Source organism: Brevibacillus sp. NRS-1366 (assembly GCF_050467985.1).
Window position 1 is genome coordinate 90,623 of sequence record NZ_JBITPN010000010.1, and the last position, 19,278, is coordinate 109,900.

20 protein-coding genes are annotated in these 19,278 nt (G+C 48.4%); 11 read left to right on the forward strand and 9 right to left on the reverse strand.

The genetic code is table 11. The features are described 5' to 3' along the window. Window positions 1-35: 35 nt before the first annotated feature. A complete protein-coding gene (locus ACIFQN_RS05215) occupies window positions 36-770 on the reverse strand; it encodes a gamma-glutamyl-gamma-aminobutyrate hydrolase family protein (protein WP_429831983.1) in 735 nt (244 codons plus the stop codon). A gap of 23 nt (window positions 771-793) precedes the next feature. After that, complete coding sequence (locus ACIFQN_RS05220) at window positions 794-2,422, reverse strand: peptide ABC transporter substrate-binding protein (protein ID WP_429831984.1); 1,629 nt, start codon at window positions 2,420-2,422, stop codon at window positions 794-796. Window positions 2,423-2,531: 109 nt separating this feature from the next. Here ACIFQN_RS05220 and ACIFQN_RS05225 point away from each other — a divergent pair, with 109 nt between their 5' ends. Then, a complete protein-coding gene (locus tag ACIFQN_RS05225; protein WP_429831985.1) occupies window positions 2,532-3,347 on the forward strand; it encodes a serine hydrolase in 816 nt (271 codons plus the stop codon). A gap of 105 nt (window positions 3,348-3,452) precedes the next feature. Here ACIFQN_RS05225 and ACIFQN_RS05230 read toward each other — a convergent pair whose 3' ends face one another. Continuing rightward, entirely contained in the window at window positions 3,453-4,748 is a 1,296-nt protein-coding gene (locus tag ACIFQN_RS05230) for a phytoene desaturase family protein (protein WP_429831986.1), read from the reverse strand. 196 nt (window positions 4,749-4,944) lie between these two features. On the opposite strand from ACIFQN_RS05230, the gene ACIFQN_RS05235 reads away from it, so the two are divergent. Continuing rightward, a complete protein-coding gene (locus tag ACIFQN_RS05235) occupies window positions 4,945-5,637 on the forward strand; it encodes a M15 family metallopeptidase (RefSeq protein WP_429831987.1) in 693 nt (230 codons plus the stop codon). Between the two features lie 67 nt (window positions 5,638-5,704). On the opposite strand, the gene ACIFQN_RS05240 is transcribed toward ACIFQN_RS05235, so the two are convergent. Together ACIFQN_RS05240 and ACIFQN_RS05245 are read right to left on the reverse strand one after the other, a co-directional pair. Beyond that, window positions 5,705-6,835, reverse strand: coding sequence for a virulence factor (locus tag ACIFQN_RS05240; protein ID WP_429831988.1), 1,131 nt, complete (start codon window positions 6,833-6,835; stop codon window positions 5,705-5,707). Window positions 6,836-6,959: 124 nt separating this feature from the next. After that, window positions 6,960-7,718 (reverse strand): DUF4931 domain-containing protein, encoded by a 759-nt coding sequence (locus tag ACIFQN_RS05245; protein WP_429831989.1) that lies wholly within the window; start codon window positions 7,716-7,718, stop codon window positions 6,960-6,962. 168 nt (window positions 7,719-7,886) lie between these two features. On the opposite strand from ACIFQN_RS05245, the gene ACIFQN_RS05250 reads away from it, so the two are divergent. Next, on the forward strand, window positions 7,887-8,132 hold the full coding sequence (locus tag ACIFQN_RS05250; protein ID WP_429831990.1) for a hypothetical protein: 246 nt from the start codon (window positions 7,887-7,889) through the stop codon (window positions 8,130-8,132). Between the two features lie 91 nt (window positions 8,133-8,223). Beyond that, window positions 8,224-8,586, forward strand: coding sequence for a L,D-transpeptidase (locus ACIFQN_RS05255; RefSeq protein ID WP_429831991.1), 363 nt, complete (start codon window positions 8,224-8,226; stop codon window positions 8,584-8,586). Between the two features lie 47 nt (window positions 8,587-8,633). Here the strand turns inward: ACIFQN_RS05255 and ACIFQN_RS05260 are convergent, their stop codons facing one another. From ACIFQN_RS05260 to abc-f, 3 genes are all read right to left on the reverse strand, one after another. Continuing rightward, entirely contained in the window at window positions 8,634-8,855 is a 222-nt protein-coding gene (locus tag ACIFQN_RS05260) for a hypothetical protein (RefSeq protein WP_429831992.1), read from the reverse strand. A 108-nt stretch (window positions 8,856-8,963) separates the two neighbouring features. Then, on the reverse strand, window positions 8,964-9,497 hold the full coding sequence (locus tag ACIFQN_RS05265) for a hypothetical protein (RefSeq protein WP_429831993.1): 534 nt from the start codon (window positions 9,495-9,497) through the stop codon (window positions 8,964-8,966). An 88-nt stretch (window positions 9,498-9,585) separates the two neighbouring features. Further along, window positions 9,586-11,496, reverse strand: coding sequence for a ribosomal protection-like ABC-F family protein (gene abc-f, locus ACIFQN_RS05270; RefSeq protein WP_429831994.1), 1,911 nt, complete (start codon window positions 11,494-11,496; stop codon window positions 9,586-9,588). Window positions 11,497-11,720: 224 nt separating this feature from the next. Between abc-f and ACIFQN_RS05275 the strand changes: the two genes are divergently transcribed. Continuing rightward, window positions 11,721-13,214, forward strand: coding sequence for a hypothetical protein (locus ACIFQN_RS05275; RefSeq protein WP_429831996.1), 1,494 nt, complete (start codon window positions 11,721-11,723; stop codon window positions 13,212-13,214). 230 nt (window positions 13,215-13,444) lie between these two features. On the opposite strand, the gene ACIFQN_RS05280 is transcribed toward ACIFQN_RS05275, so the two are convergent. Beyond that, a complete protein-coding gene (locus tag ACIFQN_RS05280; RefSeq protein WP_429831997.1) occupies window positions 13,445-14,173 on the reverse strand; it encodes a cupin domain-containing protein in 729 nt (242 codons plus the stop codon). A 260-nt stretch (window positions 14,174-14,433) separates the two neighbouring features. Here ACIFQN_RS05280 and ACIFQN_RS05285 point away from each other — a divergent pair, with 260 nt between their 5' ends. From ACIFQN_RS05285 to ACIFQN_RS05310, 6 genes are all read left to right on the forward strand, one after another. Beyond that, on the forward strand, window positions 14,434-15,225 hold the full coding sequence (locus tag ACIFQN_RS05285) for a metallophosphoesterase family protein (RefSeq protein ID WP_429831998.1): 792 nt from the start codon (window positions 14,434-14,436) through the stop codon (window positions 15,223-15,225). Between the two features lie 159 nt (window positions 15,226-15,384). Further along, window positions 15,385-15,813, forward strand: a complete 429-nt coding sequence (locus tag ACIFQN_RS05290; protein WP_429831999.1) for a disulfide oxidoreductase — start codon at window positions 15,385-15,387, stop codon at window positions 15,811-15,813. A 3-nt stretch (window positions 15,814-15,816) separates the two neighbouring features. Further along, window positions 15,817-16,287, forward strand: a complete 471-nt coding sequence (locus ACIFQN_RS05295; protein WP_429832000.1) for a thioredoxin family protein — start codon at window positions 15,817-15,819, stop codon at window positions 16,285-16,287. 175 nt (window positions 16,288-16,462) lie between these two features. Beyond that, the gene (gene ctaG / locus ACIFQN_RS05300) at window positions 16,463-17,332 is read left to right on the forward strand and encodes a cytochrome c oxidase assembly factor CtaG (protein ID WP_429832001.1); all 870 of its coding nucleotides are present in this window, start codon (window positions 16,463-16,465) and stop codon (window positions 17,330-17,332) included. An 83-nt stretch (window positions 17,333-17,415) separates the two neighbouring features. Next, window positions 17,416-18,027, forward strand: coding sequence for an SCO family protein (locus ACIFQN_RS05305; RefSeq protein WP_429832002.1), 612 nt, complete (start codon window positions 17,416-17,418; stop codon window positions 18,025-18,027). A gap of 5 nt (window positions 18,028-18,032) precedes the next feature. Then, window positions 18,033-18,788 carry a FixH family protein gene (locus tag ACIFQN_RS05310; RefSeq protein WP_429832003.1) on the forward strand — a complete coding sequence of 252 codons (756 nt, stop codon included), beginning with the start codon at window positions 18,033-18,035 and terminating at the stop codon, window positions 18,786-18,788. The last annotated feature ends 490 nt before the right edge of the window (window positions 18,789-19,278 follow it).

Consider the following 19,278-nt stretch of genomic DNA (forward strand, 5'->3'; position numbering starts at 1 on the left):
TGCTTTATGCATTTTGGTTGTCTGGTTCTATTCGCTTAGGTCGCTTGCAGCTTTTGCTGTTTGACGCGGGCGATAAATGCCTCGGCAATCTTTTGCATATCGCCATCATGCCCCCACATGCGCTCCGGATGCCATTGCAAGCCTACGTGCAGCCCGTCGAGACTTTCGATCGCCTCGATCACACCGTCAGCCGCGCATCCTGTCATTTTAAATCCTGGCGCTACGTCTTTGACTGATTGATGATGAGAAGTATTGACCAATACCTCTGTCTTGCCGAGCGCACCGGCCACAAAGCCAGGCTGCAGCACTACCTTGTGTGCTCCGTATTGGCGCGAGCCTTTTTGTGCGTGCTGCAATGCCCCTGGTACTTGTCTGGGAATATCCTGAACGAGCGTGCCGCCACAAGCTACGTTCATTATTTGCATCCCGCGACAAATGCCCAGCATCGGTTTTTTCAGCTCCATTGCCAGCTTGATGACTTCAAGCTCTGCGATGTCGCGCTCATATTCAATCTCGCCCAAGCCTTGCAACGGCTCCTCGCCATACAAGTGAGGCGCTGGATCGTCACCGCCTGTCAAAATCAAGCCGTCCAGCGATTCAATCATCTGGCGAAACGGCGCCTCTTGTATGGTTAGAAGCGGCAGGATGAGGGGAATTCCGCCAGCACGGGCAATTCCATCCACATAGCCTGATCCGACATAGAAGAACTGGTCCAGATTGTTGCCCGGGAAAAACATTTTCGTACACGCTACGCCAATAATCGGACGCACACAAGTCACTCCTCATCCACTCGTTATTTCTTTTCGTTGGACGCGTATTTGAAGTCAATGAATCCGAGGGCGTCTACTACTACGTCTTTTACGCTGTCCTGTTTCACCCATGCATACGTAAAATAGTAGATAGGCATAGCCGGCATTTCATCCATGACAATGGCATCTGCTTTTTTGAGAATTTCTTTGCGCCTCGCTTTGTCCCCTTCTTTTGCCGACTGGGCGAGAAGGTCAAGAAACTCTTTATTCTCCCATTTCGATGTATTCAGGCCACCTTTAAACACTTCCAGGAAGTTGATTGGATCGTTGAAATCGCCGATCCAGCTCGCACGACCAATCGTGAAGTTGCCTTCCTTCATCTGCTCCCGGTGGACCTTGTTTTCTTTATTCACCAGCTTCACTTCGATCCCAAACGCTTTTCTCCATTGGTCTTGGATGACCGTCGCGATGCGCTGGTTTACTTCGGTCGTGTTGTAGGCGATCGTGAGTTCAGGCAACTGGGTCAGACCCGCTTCTTTCATCCCTTCCGCCAGCAGCTTTTTCGCTGCTTCTACATCGCCGTCCTTGATGTAGCCATCTGGCGTGAGCGCCATCGTTGGCGGTAGGATTCCCGTCGCTGGCGTGCTCTTGTACGGTACAACATTATCCGAGATTTCTTTGCGATTAACAGCCGTCGCAAAAGCTTGACGAATTTTTTTGTTGTCAAAAGGCTTCTTGGTCGTGTTGAAAATGTACCAATACGTACCTGCTGTCGCCTGCGCTTGCATTTTACCGGAATCCTTCAAGGCATCCAGAGCATCAAGCGGCAAATCCCCAAGCGGTGAGCCTGCCCAGTCCAGGTCTCCTTTTTCAAACATCGCCAGCTCTGTGTTTGCGTCTTCGATCATGTTGACAGTGAGCTTGGACAATTTGACAGCATCCTTGTCCCAGTACGAATCACTCTTTTCGAATTCGATGACCGATTTGTGCTCCCACTTTTTCAACACGAACGGACCGTTTCCGATGTAGGTTTCCGGCTTGGAAGCCCACTCTTTGCCGCCTTCTACCGCTTTTTTATTTACGGGGAAGTACGTCACGGATGCGACTAGTTCCGGGAAGAATGGCGCCGGGTTTTCCAATGTGACGACAAGCGTCTTATCGTCTGTTGCCTTCACACCCACATCCTCGGCTTTTGCTTTGTTGGAGCTAAATGCCTCTCCATTTTTCAGATAGTAGAGCTGGTAGGCGTAACCGGAAGCGGTCTTTGGATCGAGAACACGTTTCCACGCATATTCAAAGTCATGGGCTGTTACCGCGTCTCCATTGGACCATTTGGAATCTCGCAAATGGAAGGTGTACGTGAGCCCGTCCTCTGATACCTCGTACTTCTCTGCGACCGCCTCTTTCAATTCGCCCTTTTCATTTAGGCGCAGGAGGCCATCAAATGCTGCCCGGGCAACAGACATCGAAGGGATATCTTCTGCCAGTCCAGGGTCGATCGTGTTCGGCTCACCTGTATTCAGGTTCACCTGCATCGTTTGTGGGGTAGACGTTTGGCCCTGTGGTGCAGAGGGCGTTCCCCCCGGTGTACCCGCTTGCGGTGAACCACAGCCAGCAAATGCTAAACTGGTGAGCAGAACAGCGCAAAACGATAGCTTTTTCAACCTTTTCACAAAAAAACCCCCGTCTTATGGAATATTCTTCTTGATTGTTAGGAGCATGTCTAAATAATATTATCTTGAGAAAATTTTGTCTACACGAAAGAAAAAGGAGATGGATCAAATGCTATCTAGCCTTTCTGCTCCCATTGCCGAGTTAGTGAAAGAAGCGGGCGGTGAATGGGGAATTTATCTGGAAGATTTGCAAACCGGCGAGAAGGTCACCATGAATGAAAATCAACGCTTCTACGCTGCCAGTGTCATCAAGGTCCCGATCATGACAGCGGTTTTTGCAGAAGCCTATGCAGGGAAGCTCGCACTCGAAGACACCATCAAGCTGCGCCGTGAAGATCTGGTTGGCGGAGCCGGTGTTCTGCAGCACATAACACCCGGAACTGAGCTAACCATTCAAGATCTCGTTACGCTGATGATTATCCAGAGCGACAATACCGCGACGAATATGATGATCGATCTGGTCGGTACCGAAAGCATCCGTGCTGCCATGAGCAAAACTGAAATGAAGGGTAGCCAGTTCTACAACAAGCTGATGGTCGTACCGGCAGAGCTGGAAGGCTATAATGAGGTCACTGCCGCCGATATGGGAAGCCACCTGCGCTATTTGGCGACAGGGAAAGTCATCTCGTATGACAGCTGTCTGAAGATGATCGCCATCTTAAAGCAACAACAGCACCGCGACCGTATCCCGTTTCTGCTACCTGATCCAGACGGGGACGTGATCGGCATGGTTCCGAAATGGGAATTCGCGGGCAAAACTGGCTCCGTAACGAACATCACGCACGATGTCGGAATCCTCTACACGGGATCCCACGCTGTCACCATCAGTCTTTTAAACAAAGGTTTGGAGCAAAAGGCAGCCGCCACTGTCATGGCACAAATCGGCAGCCTGGTGTACGGTGTGTACGGTAAGCCAGCGCAGTAATAAATCATACCCGCCTGGCTCGATGCTGGCGGGTTTTTCTATGGGCCATAAGCAAAACAGGCGTTCCTCCTATCTGGAAGGAACACCCGAAAATAGATGCAAAACCTATTCTTTTTCCAAAATGAGCTTGGAAACATCCATCGCGGAAGAGAAAGAGAGCTCGGACAATTGTCCTTGTCCTTCGCACCAGTCACCTGCAAAGAACAGGTTCCGGTAATCTGGCAGTGAAATCGGCAACGGCTTTTGGTTCATGGTCCATTTGATCTCCTGTACAATCGCACGAGTAGAGACACGCGGAACAACCAATTGTTCACGCCAGCCAGCGAAGTGCTTGTCATACATATTTTCAATTTCTTGCTTCCGTTGCTCTGCTGCTTCTTTATTCCCAACATCCGCTTGACGCATGTAGGCTGTTGCTTGCAGAAGCTGACCGCCTTCAGGCACACAGGTGTTGTCATAGTACGAAATGTCGGTAATGAAAATGCTGTTTTGCTTGTCGTAGATGTAGGAATATGGCGTGTCGATCCGTTCTTTCAAACCTACGTCATATACGATAACTACCGTTGGCTCGTAATCTGCATGCTGAGCGATCGCATGCTCCAAGCGCGTTTCAGCAAACACCTTAACCATTTCTTTTGGTGGAATACAGCTAATAAATTCATCGGCAGTAAACTCACCCTCCGGTGTTACCACTCCCACAACACGATCATCTTCTACATGGAACTTTTCCACCTTGGTCTTGGTCAAAATTGTTCCATTATTCTCCTCAATGACACGAACAAATTCAGCAATCAGTGCCTGCCAGCCCCCACCAATGTAAGCGACAGGTTTGTTGGTTGTAAATAGACGGCTGTAGTACGAGAAGAACACGTCAGACGGAATTTTCTCCGGTTCACGCGTAAAGAAGTTTGATGATGCGAGTGTCAGCATCATATCCTTTACTTCGTCATTGACATGCTTTTTCTCCATCCACTTTAGAATGGACATATGTGGATGGCCCTTTTCCATTTTCAACATGGTTTTTAAAATTTCAAACGTAAACAACACTTTGTCCAAACCGGTTAACAGCTTCGTTTGGAAGAGACCTTGTACGTTGGAAGGAACAGCAGTGAGCTCGTCACCTATATCGTACTTGGCTTTGGTCGGATTAAAATCTTGCCAGTCAATGTGCAGTCCCAGCTCTTTTTCAAACGTTCTCAGAACAGAGCTGTCGCGAGCATAAATAGCATGGGCCCCAAAGTTAAAGTTAAATCCTTTGATCTTCAGTGTAACCGCACGACCACCTAATTGACCGCGCTCCAAAACAGCAACTTTTTTGCCTTTCGATGACAAGTAGGCAGCACTGGAAAGACCAGCTAGTCCTCCACCTACAATAACAACGTCATAGTGATTGGTTGTCATACACAATCTCCCCTACGCACTAGCGATGTTGATTACATTAGTTAAACCCTATCCTAGGATACTGGATGGATAAGGTGGAAGTCAACCATTATTGAACTGTGTCTATTTTTATACTGTCTCATGCATTTTTTTCCTCTCTGCACTCCCATGCTATAATGGAAGAAACCTGAACAAAAAGAGAAGGGTGTTTTCTTTCATGACCTGGAATTCTTCTATCCCTCTGCAAGCACCAAATCAGCTTTTGCTACCGCCGATCGCCGAGAATCATGAACCGTTGGTCTCTCTAAAGCAGTATTCCCCTCAGATCGAGGTGTATCCTGTTTACTACCACGAAGGTTTGCTCGGTGCGATGAAAGATTGCCTCCTGCGACTTGGTGTCGCACAGCGTTTGAAAGAAGCGTCTCTACTCCTCCCGGCAGGATTTCGGCTCGTTATTTTGGATGGGTATCGGCCTATTTCAGTCCAACAAGCTTTATATGATCGGCAAAAAGAACGTTTGCTAAGTCAGGGCTGGATAGAGAATGACGATATGTACGCCGAATTGCACCGCTTTGTTGCACGCCCGTCGTCTGATCCTGCGAAACCCTCTCGGCATCTAACCGGAGGAGCCGTTGATCTGACGATTGCTGGGCCAGATGGGTGGCTGCAGATGGGAGCAGCGTTTGATGATTTCAGCGACCTGGCATGCACGAGATACTTTGAAGAGATATCCCCGATACTTCCCGAAGAGCAAAAATTTCGAGACCACCGTCGGCTATTGTACCACGTCATGGCGCAGGTTGGCTTCACCAATTATTCTGATGAATGGTGGCATTTTGATTATGGCAACCAGGCTTGGGCCGTGATAACGGGAAATGAGGCAGCATGCTACGGTGGCATTCTCTTTTGAAAAGACTCTCTAGACATAGAAAATAGGGGGAAGCATCCCCCCACAAACGTGTTGTGTGTTCTTTTTTCTACTCATTCCTCCGCGTCATTTGCTGCCAGACGGTACCGCTGGCAGCTTCTCCGCTCTCAATCCGTTCAACTGCCATTTGCACTTGCAGGCTGACCTCGAATTCGGGGTCGTTCTGTGCCGCACGTAATGCCTCAAGAGCGGACTCATCGCCCACCTCAAACAAGAAGCGGGCAGCACGCCAGCGAACCAGCTTATTGCGATCCTTCAGGGCCTCACACATTGGTGCGATAGCCTGCGCATCTCCCAAATCGGACAAGGTATCGCCAGCAGTCCGTCTTACCGAAACGGAATCATCGCGAAGCGCCTCAAACAAGAGTGGAAAAACCGCATCTCCACCAAGCATTCCTAAATAGACAACGGCGAGTCTGCGGATAGATGGTTTTGTATCAAGCAGGGCCTTTTCAAGAATAGGCAAATCTTCCTCACCTGGCTCCATACGATCTAGAGCTTCATACCGCTTTTGCCAATCCGGATCGTCCAGCATCTCCAGTGTGACTACTTTCTTTTCTCGCACGATGGGCTCTGGCGTTTCTCCCGGTCCTTGCTGCATCGCGTGCAGGACGAGCTCCTCGACACGGCTTTGCGGATAGGACGCATCTATTTCTTGGGCGACCTCCTCCCCGATCTCTCGCAAGTCTCCATAGCGAACCCCGTGCTCCATCCATTTTCGCTCCATGATCAGGTTAGGTGAAGCCGAGCCTGCATTTACGGCTGCCTGTCCAAATCGCTGCGGCAAAGCAGCACGGATCTGCTCTGTTCCCATCGTCACTTTTACCTGCATGGGCACACCGCGAAACATTTGGATAAATACCTGCGCCTCACCAAAGGCAGCACCATCCGCTTGCGCGAGCACGGGAACAGCAGCGCCTCCGCCAGCTTGCAGGACTTCTCTCGCCTGGGTCAGGATACGCTGCCAGTCTGCGTTTGATTTCCGCTCCAAAGCAAGAAAATCAGCAGTATGGAAGATAGACGTAACTCCATCAATTTCTAGCAGCTTGCCCATCAACTCGGGAGCTTTTGCCGCTTCCGCTTTTGTATAAACATGTTGAACGCCATCTGGCAACCGTTCGTCTACGTTTAGTTTCATCACGTTTGGACTCGGTGTTGGTTCGATCGACAACAGTTTCATTATCTGTCACTCCTTTTCACACGCTACTGCAACCATCCATCCTATCGTAGCACGTCGGCTCCCTCTTTTTCCAATCTGGAAGACAGTTACGAGCAGTTTCGACATATCACGAGAGATACGTATCCTAAAAATAATGCCGTCTCATCTCTTGAACAACCTCATCCAAATTATTCGCCACCTGGGGAATGGCATACCCGACATAGAGCGGGGACGTAACAAAGCGCGGTATGACTTTGGCAACCAGTTTTTCTTTCCAATGATAAAAGAAAAAGTTGTAGCTTTTATTACGTACATTGACGTGATTCAGCACCCAATGCGCAAGAATTTGGAGATAGTCGGCCATTTGGGGCAGTCGATTCCAGTCTGATAAAATCACATTGTATTCAAAAAAGCCTGCACGGGGATGAGTCGAAAGAGAGCACTCGACCCCTGCCTCACGATCGATCGTCACCCCTAAAAAATCGCTGTCCTTGACCTGTTCGTGGTAGTCATAATCATTGAGCCCGACAATTTGCATATGGGGATGGCGAATGCTGCCCCCTGAAAGCGGACCATGATTTTTGAAAAAAAGAACAGAACGAAACGAGCCACTTTGCTCCATCTCCAGCCATTTTTCCACGCCAAAGGAAAGCAAGGCACGCACATGCTCTTTCGAGTAAACGGACCAGTCTCCCTCGCAATCATCCGATTCGATCAAGACCGTCTGGTACGTATTCTGCAAAACAGGGTACTTGTTCTTGAGCCATATCATGGAACCGCGTTGCTCCAGCACGTCAGTTAGACTGGTGCGATCGCAAAACGGACATGCTGTTTCCCGATTGTTTACACTCTCTGGCTTTCTTCTGCCCATCTGCATATTAAAGTGCAAATGCGTCTGCATCATTCAAGTGTCCCTCCTGTTCCCTTCTATCTTCACTTTACACCCAAAGATCGGGAAAATCATGCCGTTTTTTCTCCGCCTGTTTTTACTTTAGGCTGCGGTTTCTTTTTTTATCTCAATCCGTCTGCATACAATGGGAAGCAGTGAAATCCGGAAAGGTGTTGGATGTAAATGGAAAAGTCTTTTTATTACCCTGTGAGTTGGAGCGAGGCTCACAAATACAAATTGTTACTAGACCAGGAGGGTGTCCCCTACGAAATTCAATCACCGGTCGATTTGCCTATACTTGAAGAAGGCAAGCTGGCCATCGTCTTTCCTTCGATCCCGCTACGTTTGTACGCCTGGGTCAGAGCCTTGTTTTATCGCGACGGACTCCGTTATCCCGATACGTTCTCGCTCGATTTCGATCTCCGGTAATACCGGACGAAAGAAGGGACCCCTTCGGCTAATTCACATAAAATGTTGCTAGAGGCGTTTAGTATCACCCCATCAACAGGAGGTGAAGAACATGCCATCGTACAACATTCGCATTTCCATTGCCAACCTGAGACTTGACCTGTTCGACGGTTCCCAGTTGGTTCGGTCTTTTCCGGTTGCCCTCGGAAAGATTGCTACCTCCACCCCACGTGGAGATTTCACCATTAGGAGTAAAGTTCCGTATCCCAACTCTTACCCGGGAGGTCCACTAAGTGTATTTGGAACTTATTGGCTTGGTCTGAGCAAACCGCATTATGGTATTCACGGTACCAATAATCCATCCTCGATCGGCAAGTATGTCTCACACGGGTGTATTCGGATGTACAATCAAGATGTCAATTATTTGGCAAGAACAGTCCCCATCGGCACTCCAGTGCGCATCCGACAACAATAATGGAAGCAAAGCAAAGACCCGCCTCTGTTACCCAAGGCGGGCCTTCTTTACATGAGACGAGTCTTCTTTTCATCTTCTACTTGCGCTTCATCCGATTCGAAATATACAAGAAATCTTCTGGCTTGCTTGTACATAATGGATAACGTCATTTCTCTTATTCTGCTCATGATTGCATCTTTCTCGTCGGGGGTCACTTCACAAGCGAGTTTTTGTTCTTGCTCGGCAAGATAAGACTCCACCCATTCAGGGTCTAACTTATAAACAGGCAACGACAGCGACTCCTCTACTCTAGTAATCCTCTCTAGTCTACAGGAAGGAGGGAGTGCTTTCACAGCCTCAATTACTGGCTAAACAAACAGAGATTGGCACTCGTCCATTTACTTCCACGAAGTCTCAGCAACAAACGAGACGAATTCATCCGGGTGGCTGCGGATATAGCTGTGAATGGTCAAAACCGTATCGGGGACGATCCTCTGATAGGTAGTATAGAGTCGGTTGACCGTTTCATCAAGCAGAGCATCATCCTCGAGATCCTGCAAAGAAGCATCTGCCATTGTCTTGCCCAGTCTCTGATTTCTTTCCTCCAGCACATTGTTCATTTCTTCTAGCAAGGTGATCATCTGTTCTTGGCCGAAAAAGCGCAGCCCCGCCTGAATCCCGATCCAGTATGAAAATTCTTGTCTCGTATAGGCAGTCCAACTGTAAAACTCGACGGCTGAGCCGCATGCGTGATCATGAAACACATGAAACATGAACAGGGCACGCTGCCCCAAAGTCAATTGTTGATACACCTCTGCCTTTACAGACGGATTCTTCCCTCTCAGCGGTAACAACACAGGCTCAATACAGGCTCGCCCAAGCTGATCAGGAGGCAAGGAATCGAAATATTCCCGCTTAATCGCTACCAACATCGGATCACTCTCCCTTTCCACCATTATATAGGAAAAACCCCAGGAAGAAACAATTACTCTTCTGGTGGGGCGGGCGTTATTTCCTCATCTATTTTCCTTGTTCCAATTCTTCAATCATAGCGGACAGCTCTGTCCATCGTTCGATGGCTGCTTCCAAATCTGCTGCTACCTGTTGTTCCTCGGCAAACAGCTTCTCTACTTTGCCATAGTCGCTACCCGAAGCAGCAATCTCTTGTTTCAGCCGGGCACTCCGCTCTTCCAACGAGGCGATTTTGCCCTCGATTTCATCCCATTCCTTTTGATCCTTGTACGAGAGCTTCTTCGTGCGGTTATTCCCACGATTGGCGCTCGTCTTCTCACTTTTTTCGGCTGGCTCTGCGACCACGGTTTGCGACGCCTTTTCCTCACGTCGCTCTTCGAGATACTCGGAATAATTCCCGTTGTAATGACGGATCACTCCCTGTCCTTCAAAAGCAAACAAGCGGTCTACCGTGCGATCCAAGAAATAGCGGTCATGGGAGACCGTGATTACAGCACCAGGAAACTGCTCCAAATAGTCTTCCAAAATACTGAGTGTTTGGATATCGAGATCGTTGGTCGGCTCATCCAGAAATAAGACATTCGGCTCGCCCATCAACGTACGCAACAAATACAAACGACGGCGCTCTCCACCTGACAACCGTGAGATCGGTGTCCACTGCATATGCGGAGCAAAGAGGAATCGCTCCAGCATTTGCGATGCTGTAATAGACTCACCGTTGCTGGTTTGAATCACTTCAGCAGCTTCCTTGACGTATTCGATCACTCGCAGTTTTTCGTCCATTTCCACGCTGCCCTGCGTATAGTAGGCAATTTTGACAGTCGTACCTACTTCCAGTGAGCCACTGTCCGGTTGAATTCTGCCAGCGAGCATATTCAACAGTGTCGACTTGCCGCTGCCATTGGGACCGATGATGCCGACGCGGTCACCTGGCAAAACAATATAGCTGAAATCCTGAATCAGCTTGCGATCGCCATACGCTTTGCTAATTCCTTCTATCTCAATCACTTTTTTGCCTAACCTGCTGGCTCCAAGCGCCATCTCCATCTTGGCAGCCGGTCCTTCTACCACCCGATCTCTCAGCTCTTCTGCACGCCCTACCCGCGCTTTTTGCTTGGTCGTCCGTGCCTTCGCACCCCGACGCAGCCAAGCCAGCTCCCGCCGGAGCAAATTTTGCCGTTTGCTCTCGGCTGCTGCCTCATTTTCTTCACGCTCCGCCTTTTTTTCCAAGAAGGTGGCGTAATTACCTTCGTAGCTGAAAAGTTTGCCCCCATCCAGCTCAAAGGTTCGATTGGTCACGCGATCCAAAAAATAGCGGTCATGCGTGACCAAAAGCAATGCGCCTTTGTAGCGGGACAAATACTCTTCCAGCCACTCTACAGTCTCATTGTCGATATGGTTGGTAGGCTCATCCAAGATCAACAGGTCGGCAGGTTGAATCAAGGCCCGTGCCATCGCTACGCGCTTGCGTTGTCCTCCGGACAGCTCGCTGACTTGCTGTGAGAAATCGTGTAAGCCCAGTTGGGTCAAAATCATTTTGGCCTGCGTATTACTTTCCCATGCATCTGCCGCATCCATCCTGGTTTGCACAGAAAACATGCGCGCCTGCTTTTTCTCATCATCTGGCGCCACTTGCAAATCAGTCAATGCTTGCTCGTATTCACGGAGCAACGAAATAAGCGGAGAATCACCATAAAAGACCTGGTCGAGAACTGAAGAGTTTTCGTCAAAGCTAGGATTTTGCGGCAAGTACTCCACGCGGAAGTGATTAGCGTGAATCACCTTTCCGCTGTCCGCTGTGTCCAAACCGGCGATTATTTTTAACAAGGAGGATTTTCCTGTACCGTTCACACCGATCAAACCAATTCGCTGCTGCTCGGCAATATGAAAAGAAATGTCGTTAAACAAGACTTTTTCTCCATAGCCTTTGGATAGATTTTCCACTGATAATATTTGCATGATCGTCACCTGTACTTTTCTATTTGCCGTTTTGAAGCAAATGGATGTTATACCCGATGGTAACACGTTTTTCGTCGAAGCTCTAGGTTTGATCTGGTGCTTGTCGACACCCGCACGGACCATATGTTGAAAATATTGGAAATCCCCGGTAAGATATGTACATTAAATGGTAAAATAAGGTGCAGATCTAAAAACGAAGCCTTACTCTGAAAAGGAGTGATCGAATGAAACCGATGCGATCCACCATGGCTATCTTACTTGGTGCTAGTATCCTAGCCATAGCACCCATCGCCTCAGCCTCGCCCTCTCAAAGCATATCGCTGGTTGTAGCTGCAGATGATTTTGCTGATAAATTGAATAAGCTCCCTCCTGGTGCCAAGCGGATCGTGACCGAAGCCAGTGAATTTTTCGGGCTTACCCATGTAAAAATCATTACCGAGGGCTACCATCCTGAAAGCTGGAACCTCATACTAGAAAATCTGGCTGAGAATGCCGAAAAGAGTGGGAATGCCCCTACTTCCATCCACATGATCATCTCTGGAAAAAACGGCAAGGTGCTTCGGCTAGATACATACTGGAATCAGAAAAAAAGTACCCCTGCTCCAAACAAGATCGAGGCGATTAAGAAAGCAGCAGACTTTACCGATCATTTATTTGGGCAAAGCATGAGCGCTTCTACCGATGCGACTCTCGGTCCTAACGACTTCTTCACCCTACCTCTCTATCCGATTAGTAATGGTATCCCTGTGCAAAAAGCCGTCGCAACGGTTACTGTTGACCCATTTGGACATATCCTATCATTTATGAGAACGCAAGAAGATGTCGACCAGCGAAACCTGCCTACTGCAACAGGCCTGTTGTCTCCTGAGCAAGTAAAAAAGCTCATTGCCAAAGACTTGCAAGTCGATCTTGTTTTCAATGTAGAACAAGACATGTTCCAATACATTCCGAAATATCGAAGCTGGTTTGATGCAAAAACGGGCGAAGCCTCGTTACCCATGTATGATTCCAAAGAAGAGATCTCTACAATTGCGACTGCAAGCCAAGCAAAAAAAGCTTTATCTTCCGAAGATGTCAAGCAGATGGGCGATACTTACTTTGGATTGAACAAGGAAAAGCTAACTATTTCCACATCGAGAGAAAGTCATCCTGATATCCCTCCTAAACGAACCTACACGTTAAAAGACGGAACGAGCGAAATCCTAGTAAAGGTAGACGAGAAGTCTGATTCTCTCATTTCAGTAAGCCAATTGAGTGGGAATCCTAATCAGTCGTCTGAGCTTACTTCTCTGGAAGATGCTAAACAACAGGCGCTGCATTTTATCGAGAACTATGCTCCAATCGCTACAGATAAATATGTCGTGCAAGAAAAAAAATCGCTTACAGCGTATGTAGAGCTAGGCATCTATCCAATGCACGGAGAGATACGAGCCAATTCCCCCTATGTTACCGTAACTGTTGATTTGCAAAGAAATGTGATTACGTCCGTTGAGGCGAAAACGTATCCAATGCCGACAGCAGCTACGCCCGCCGTCATCTCGAAAGTTGAGGCGATAAACGTGTTAGTGAATGCTCTTGACGTTGAGCTGGCCTATATATACCCGAATGATCTGGGTCAGCAATCAACTTCCCCTAAGCTGGTATATCTACCAACATCTGTAATGAAAAACATATCTGTAGACGCTACTTCCGGTACACTTATTCGTCAAAACCAATAATTTTTCTCGTCTACCAAACGAAAGGCAAGCGATATCGGTCCTCTCCGAAGAATCGCTTGCCTCTTTTTATGTAACCAAGGCTTCGTTAACTCGCTGAAGCACTGTGCCAATACATTCATCACGGTTAACCAAATCAGCCCACCCCATCCAGCGCAGTAGACTCTCGTATTGCTCCACGACTCAGCCTGCTCCAACGCCTCTTGTACACAGGGGAGCCGTTTTTCGGCCGACTAGTAATGTCTTTGATAAGCAGCCGGCTGCTGATAGACAGATTCCTGAGAAGAAACAGATGGATACCCGTATGATGTCGGTGCATGCTGCGAGTAAGCGACATCGTAATCGTTATGAGGAGAAGGGAATTGACCGTAGTAATTGTACTGAGGGTACGGACTAGAGGTCCTATTTATATTTCCTTGCACCCCTGGATGGCAGCCTCTTGGCGGACCGATGACCACTGTATTTGTAATGGGTGCAAATGTTTCCCTGACCTTGGCTTCATCCAGGCAATACGTATGTGCCCAAATACTGGGTGGTGTCAAACGCAAAATATCGGAACCAAAAATAACCTCTGGAATCGGCGCATCAAAGATTGCCAGTAGGTGCGTATTGTCTGTGTTTGCAATCTCGTAGTGCCACCAGCCTTGTGGAACATTGGCTACTTGCGCTGGCCGAATCGTAAAATTGAGCAACTGATTGGTGAATGGGTTTATGATCGAAACGACTGCTTCACCCGAAATACAATACACAAGCTCTGACGCATTTTGATGAATATGGGGCTCTACGACGTTGCCGAAGCTCAAGTAAATATCGAGTAACGACACATTTCCCAATGTATTTAATTGGTTGATTGAGAGCGAGTCAATGTAATTCCATTCGTCCTTCTTGAAGAAGAGATTATTTCGCAGGTCATAAGTAAATTGCGTGGATGGTGAGGTGTAATCCATATATTGATTTGCCATCTTTCCTTCTGTCCTCCAGCTCATTGGGTATTTGACTACTCGGTGTATGTGTATTCTTACAGCCTGATTGCCGTGCCCCATTGATTAGGCACGTAATGCATATCATGCTGTTCTTCGTCAGCCCATTGGCCAATCACCCTACTCGTATTCCGTACATATAGTAGTAATAAATCCTCGATACGAGGTCTGCTTGTGGAGGAGCGACTGCGTTTTAGTGGTAGGCTTAACCAGATCGGCACTCGGAGGAGGGTGATGGAGGTTTGACCACCTATTTCGTCTCAGACATTCACGGACAAAACCAGGCTTTTCAACAAGCTCTGCGCACGGCTTCCTTCTCACCGGAAAGAAATGATCAACTTTTCGTCCTTGGGGATATGATTGACCGCGGACCGGAATCAAAAGAAGTATTGCAGGGTCTACTTGCCATGCAACAAGCGTTTCCAGGGGAAATCATCCTGTTAAAAGGCAATCACGAGCAGATGCTGGAGGATTGGTTATTGCGACGTGGCAATCCGGAGAACTACCTTCGCTTCAATGGAGGTGATGCCACCATCCGTTCGTTTTTGGGCAACCATCCGTTGCGTCGGGTGTTTATCGGCTCCATGCCTTCCGAACAAGCACAAGATGAGGCTCGCCAATTTATTCTGACCAGGTACCCGGAATTACTGCCTGCGCTGGCCTCCCTGCCACTTTATGTGGAGCTGCCAGCTAACCCGCAAACAGGTGCACCCGCTGTCTTACTCGTGCATGCTGGAATCCGCCCTGGAATTCCGCTTCAAGAGCAGTCTCCCGAGGATCTGTTGTGGATACGAGAACCCTTTTACCTTTATTATGGAGGAGAGCGGCCTATCGTGTTTGGTCACACCCCAGTACCCAAATTACCCGGCTATGAAGGCAATGGCCCCTGGAGCCGCAATCATCTGGTAGGAATTGATGGTGGCGCCGCCTATCGACGTGGCGTTATGCTGATTGAATGGCCTTCGCTACAATCTTTCTTAGTCCCCATCCAGGACGTCCATTCATCCCCTCAAGTCAGGCTGCATGGACCTTAGGTTTTCGCTGGAAGGCTATTTGATGCTCCTGCCTGCTGCACTCTGCATCAGGTAGCACCAGTTCTCCCATTTCGGACAAGCCTATGCCTTTCACAAATTGTTACTTTTTATAATCTACTTCCGATTTGTAATATGTTAAGATATGGACGAGGTGTTGTTATGAAACGTGAACAAGTGGCAGAACAAGCAATGTTTGCATCCTGGGGATTCTCCCTGATTGCCACAGCAGGCAGTCTCTTTTTTTCTGAAGTTCTTAAATACATACCATGCGATCTCTGCTGGTACCAGCGCATTTTGATGTACCCACTCATCATCTTGCTCGGGATCGCAAGCGCCAAAAAGGATTACAAGATGTCTCTGTACGCCTTGGTTCTATCCTTGATCGGCGGACTCATTTCCCTCTATCATTACCTGGTCCAAAAGGTGCCGGCACTACATGAATTGGGTAACGCATGTGGAATTGTCCCTTGCAATACGGACTACATCAACTGGTTTGGATTCATTACGATTCCATTCCTCGCCCTGATTGCCTTTACCCTGATCAGTATCTTGCAAGTCATCGTAATGAAAAATACAAAGGAGATCTGATGCATGAAAAAGATTATCTTTCTATCCATCCTCGTGGCTGCCCTGTTGATCGGCGCAATCGTCTACTCCGACATGTCCAATCGCGAGCAAGCAGCAGGCAATCCTTATGGAAAAGCGAACCTGAATCCAGCGACTTTGGAGCAATTAAAAGACCCCCTGTACGACAACCTGATCATGCCTGACGAATTAAAAACAAAACTCGAGAATAAAGATGAGCTCTACGTTTATTACTACAGCCCTCTGTGCGAGCATTGCCGTGCGACAACCCCGGTGCTTGTACCGCTCGTCAAAGACATGCAAATTGATATGAAAAAACACAATCTGTTGGAATTCAACGCTAGCTGGGATCAATACCAGATCGAATTCACGCCAACACTTGTTCACTACAAAGATGGCAAGGAAGTAGCTCGCCTGGTTGGCGGCCACGAAGCAAATGAATGGAGGGAATGGTTGGAAGAGCAGAAAAAATCATAATGAAGGATCGGCCTCCCCGAGTGGGAGGCTGTTCTTCTATTTGGATAATCGTGACATTCATGTGAACTCTGCGCTTTACTGTGGAAGAAATAGCCCGAACGAGTCATAAGGCTTTTGTGTTTCTTTGCCTATAATGAGTACTGGGGAAGATCCTTGGAAAACGGAGGTAATAACATTGACCCTCACTTATCTGACGGAAACCTTTGGCTTTCGGGCGACATGGAACCCGGAGCTGATACTCCTGACAGCCTTGCTTGGATTGGCCTACTTTTCGTTTACGGGGCCATTGCGACACACATTTGCAGATGCGACTCCCGCTACGCTAAGACAAAAAACATGCTTCTCCATTGGCCTGTTGCTCTTTTACTTTGGCATGGGCAGTCCATTAAACGTCGCCGGTCATTTTCTGTTTAGTGCCCACATGCTGCAGCAGTCCATTCTTTATTTAATTATGCCTCTGCTGATGCTCGCTGGCACGCCTAGCTGGCTTTTGCGTCCGCTGATAGCGCGTAAATGGTCCAGACGCATTCTCAGTCTGTTCAGCCACCCAATTCCTGCTGTGCTCTTGTTTAATACCTTGTTTTCGTTTTATCATATGCCTGTTGTCCTAGATATGGCGATGAACAACCTAGCGATACATAACATGATCCACTTGTTGCTTTTACTCGCAGCCACCTTAATGTGGATGCCTGTAATTGCTCCGCTCCCTGAGATCAATCGCTTGTCTGATTTGCAAAAGCTGGCATACCTTTTTGCCAATGGGGTTTTGCTTACGCCAGCCTGTGCCTTGATCATTTTTTCTGAAACACCTATGTACGAGACATATGTTGACGGTCCGTCCTTGCTTTGTGCTCCCTTCTTTTCTGCTCCTATCGACAAATCCATGTTTGCCGTACCGCTCCCTCCCCATGAAGATCAGCGGCTTGGCGGAATTGTGATGAAGCTGATGCAGGAAATGACTTACGGAGCCGTACTCGCCTATATTTTCACCAACTGGTATAAAAAGGAAAGAGATCAACCCGAGGATGAACTCTTGCCGCAATAAGTCTATCGAGGCTTGTTCAAGGAGGAGCGACCGCATTATAGCGGAAGGTTATTTTTGCTGAATCAGAAAAGGAGGCGCATTCGTTGCCTGTTCCTACAACCGCTGCAATCCGAATAAGACGGCTGCTTTTGCTTTTGCCGTTACTGGTCCTCGCCGCGTTGGTCGCCTCCTGGTTTTGGGGCGGATCAAAAAACGTACAGTCCACGCTTCCTGATGTCACTTTGGAGACACTCGATGGACAGGCTTACGCCCTCACCCCAAAACCAGGGCATATTCGCCTGGTCGAACTGATTTACACGCGTTGTCCCGATATTTGTCCCACGACCACTATAAAGATGGTCCAGCTTCAAAAACGTTTGCAGGAAGCAAACCTGATGGGCAACGGGATTGAATTTTTAACCGTTACCATCGACCCAGAAAATGACACGCCTGATGTTTTGCGTTATTACGCTAAGCAATTAGGTATCGGGGCACAAGGATGGACCATCTTGCGCGGTGATGAACAAACCACCCGTACGGTTACCAGCTCGCTTGGTTTTTACGCCAGCAAAATGGAGGACGGATTTATCTCCCACACCTCTAGCACGTACCTGGTAAATCAAAACAATGAAGTTGTGCGCAAGTTTGGCATGGGTGAGGATTTTGATCCTGACCAAATTTATCAAGAACTGCTGAACGTTCAAAAGGAAGGGTAATGATCATGAAACGCTATTTATTCATTTTACTTTGTACAGCTGCTCTCGTAGCAACGGCTTGCGGAAAGAATAACAGTGGAGAAACCGGACTCACCTCTGGCGCTCCTGTTGAGGCCGCATTCTCTTTTGCTCCCGCAGAACCTGTCGTCGGGGAAGCCATTACATTTTCTGTAAAAGTAACCCAAGAAGGAAAGCCTGTCGATGACGCCAAAGAGGTGAAATTCGAATGGTGGAAGGATGGTCAGGAGAAGCATGAGACGATCCCTGCATCTTTGAAATCTGACGGGACCTACACAGCCGAGCAAACCATTAGTGAACCCGGCTCCTACTTTGTTTATTACCATGTAACGGCGAGAGATTTCCACAACATGCAAAAGACTCCCTTTACGGTAAAAGGATCAGCCGGGGAGCATGCTCCTGGAACTGACGCTGGAGAGACCCACCAGCATGGCAACAGCGCTGAATCTGACCACCAAGTTGATTTTCATTTCATGCCAGCAGATGGGATCAAAGCGAATGTGGCCGCACCATTGACAGTCCATTTGATGAGGGATAACCAGGCCTTTGCCGAGGCATCTGTCAAATTCGAATTCTGGCAAGGCAATGACGAAAAGCACACGTTCGTCGATGCTGCGGAATCAAAGCCTGGCCAATATGAGAACAACGTCTCCTTTCCTGCCTCGGGATCGTACAACGTGAAGGTCCACGTAGAAAAAGGGGACGTACATGACCACAAGGAGTTCCCACTCACCGTTCAATAACGTTTTCCACACAAAAAACGGCCTTCCATCACAGGAACGGCCGTTTTTTTGTGTTTGTCTAAACCGGGATACGCCTTCTCCTTAGCAGGTAAAGTAAGCAATTCGATCAAGTTCTAGTCTGTAATACTCCCAACGGTCGTGTCTCCACCGGTAACCTGCTACTGACGAGCGGCTGACATATACTGGATAAAACCAGAAGGAACGACCATTTTTCAGCCAAATGTAGGTATACCGATATAGGCAGGGATAGAAAGCTCCTCGGTTAATGCGACGTGTCCCCCCATAGCCTCTTGCTCCCGGAGAACTCGGTGTCCTGCCTGGAGGAGGTCCTGGCGGCGGTGGTGGGTATCCGGGCGGGGGTGGATAGCCTCCTCCAGGCGGCGGTGGATAACCTCCGGGAGGATAGCCTCCAGGGGGATGTTGATACGACATGACGTTCACCTCCTACAAGTCTCTCTATAGGAGATGCAGCAAACGCACAGATGGCATG

Coding starts and splice junctions, on each gene's coding strand:
- ACIFQN_RS05225 (WP_429831985.1), top strand. CDS start 2,532: ATGCTATCTAGCCTTTCTGCTCCCATTGCCGAGTTAGTGAAAGAAGCG.
- ACIFQN_RS05230 (WP_429831986.1), bottom strand. CDS start 4,748: ATGACAACCAATCACTATGACGTTGTTATTGTAGGTGGAGGACTAGCT.
- ACIFQN_RS05235 (WP_429831987.1), top strand. CDS start 4,945: ATGACCTGGAATTCTTCTATCCCTCTGCAAGCACCAAATCAGCTTTTG.
- ACIFQN_RS05240 (WP_429831988.1), bottom strand. CDS start 6,835: ATGAAACTGTTGTCGATCGAACCAACACCGAGTCCAAACGTGATGAAA.
- ACIFQN_RS05245 (WP_429831989.1), bottom strand. CDS start 7,718: ATGATGCAGACGCATTTGCACTTTAATATGCAGATGGGCAGAAGAAAG.
- ACIFQN_RS05250 (WP_429831990.1), top strand. CDS start 7,887: ATGGAAAAGTCTTTTTATTACCCTGTGAGTTGGAGCGAGGCTCACAAA.
- ACIFQN_RS05255 (WP_429831991.1), top strand. CDS start 8,224: ATGCCATCGTACAACATTCGCATTTCCATTGCCAACCTGAGACTTGAC.
- ACIFQN_RS05265 (WP_429831993.1), bottom strand. CDS start 9,497: ATGTTGGTAGCGATTAAGCGGGAATATTTCGATTCCTTGCCTCCTGAT.
- abc-f (WP_429831994.1), bottom strand. CDS start 11,496: ATGCAAATATTATCAGTGGAAAATCTATCCAAAGGCTATGGAGAAAAA.
- ACIFQN_RS05275 (WP_429831996.1), top strand. CDS start 11,721: ATGAAACCGATGCGATCCACCATGGCTATCTTACTTGGTGCTAGTATC.
- ACIFQN_RS05280 (WP_429831997.1), bottom strand. CDS start 14,173: ATGGCAAATCAATATATGGATTACACCTCACCATCCACGCAATTTACT.
- ACIFQN_RS05290 (WP_429831999.1), top strand. CDS start 15,385: ATGAAACGTGAACAAGTGGCAGAACAAGCAATGTTTGCATCCTGGGGA.
- ACIFQN_RS05295 (WP_429832000.1), top strand. CDS start 15,817: ATGAAAAAGATTATCTTTCTATCCATCCTCGTGGCTGCCCTGTTGATC.
- ACIFQN_RS05310 (WP_429832003.1), top strand. CDS start 18,033: ATGAAACGCTATTTATTCATTTTACTTTGTACAGCTGCTCTCGTAGCA.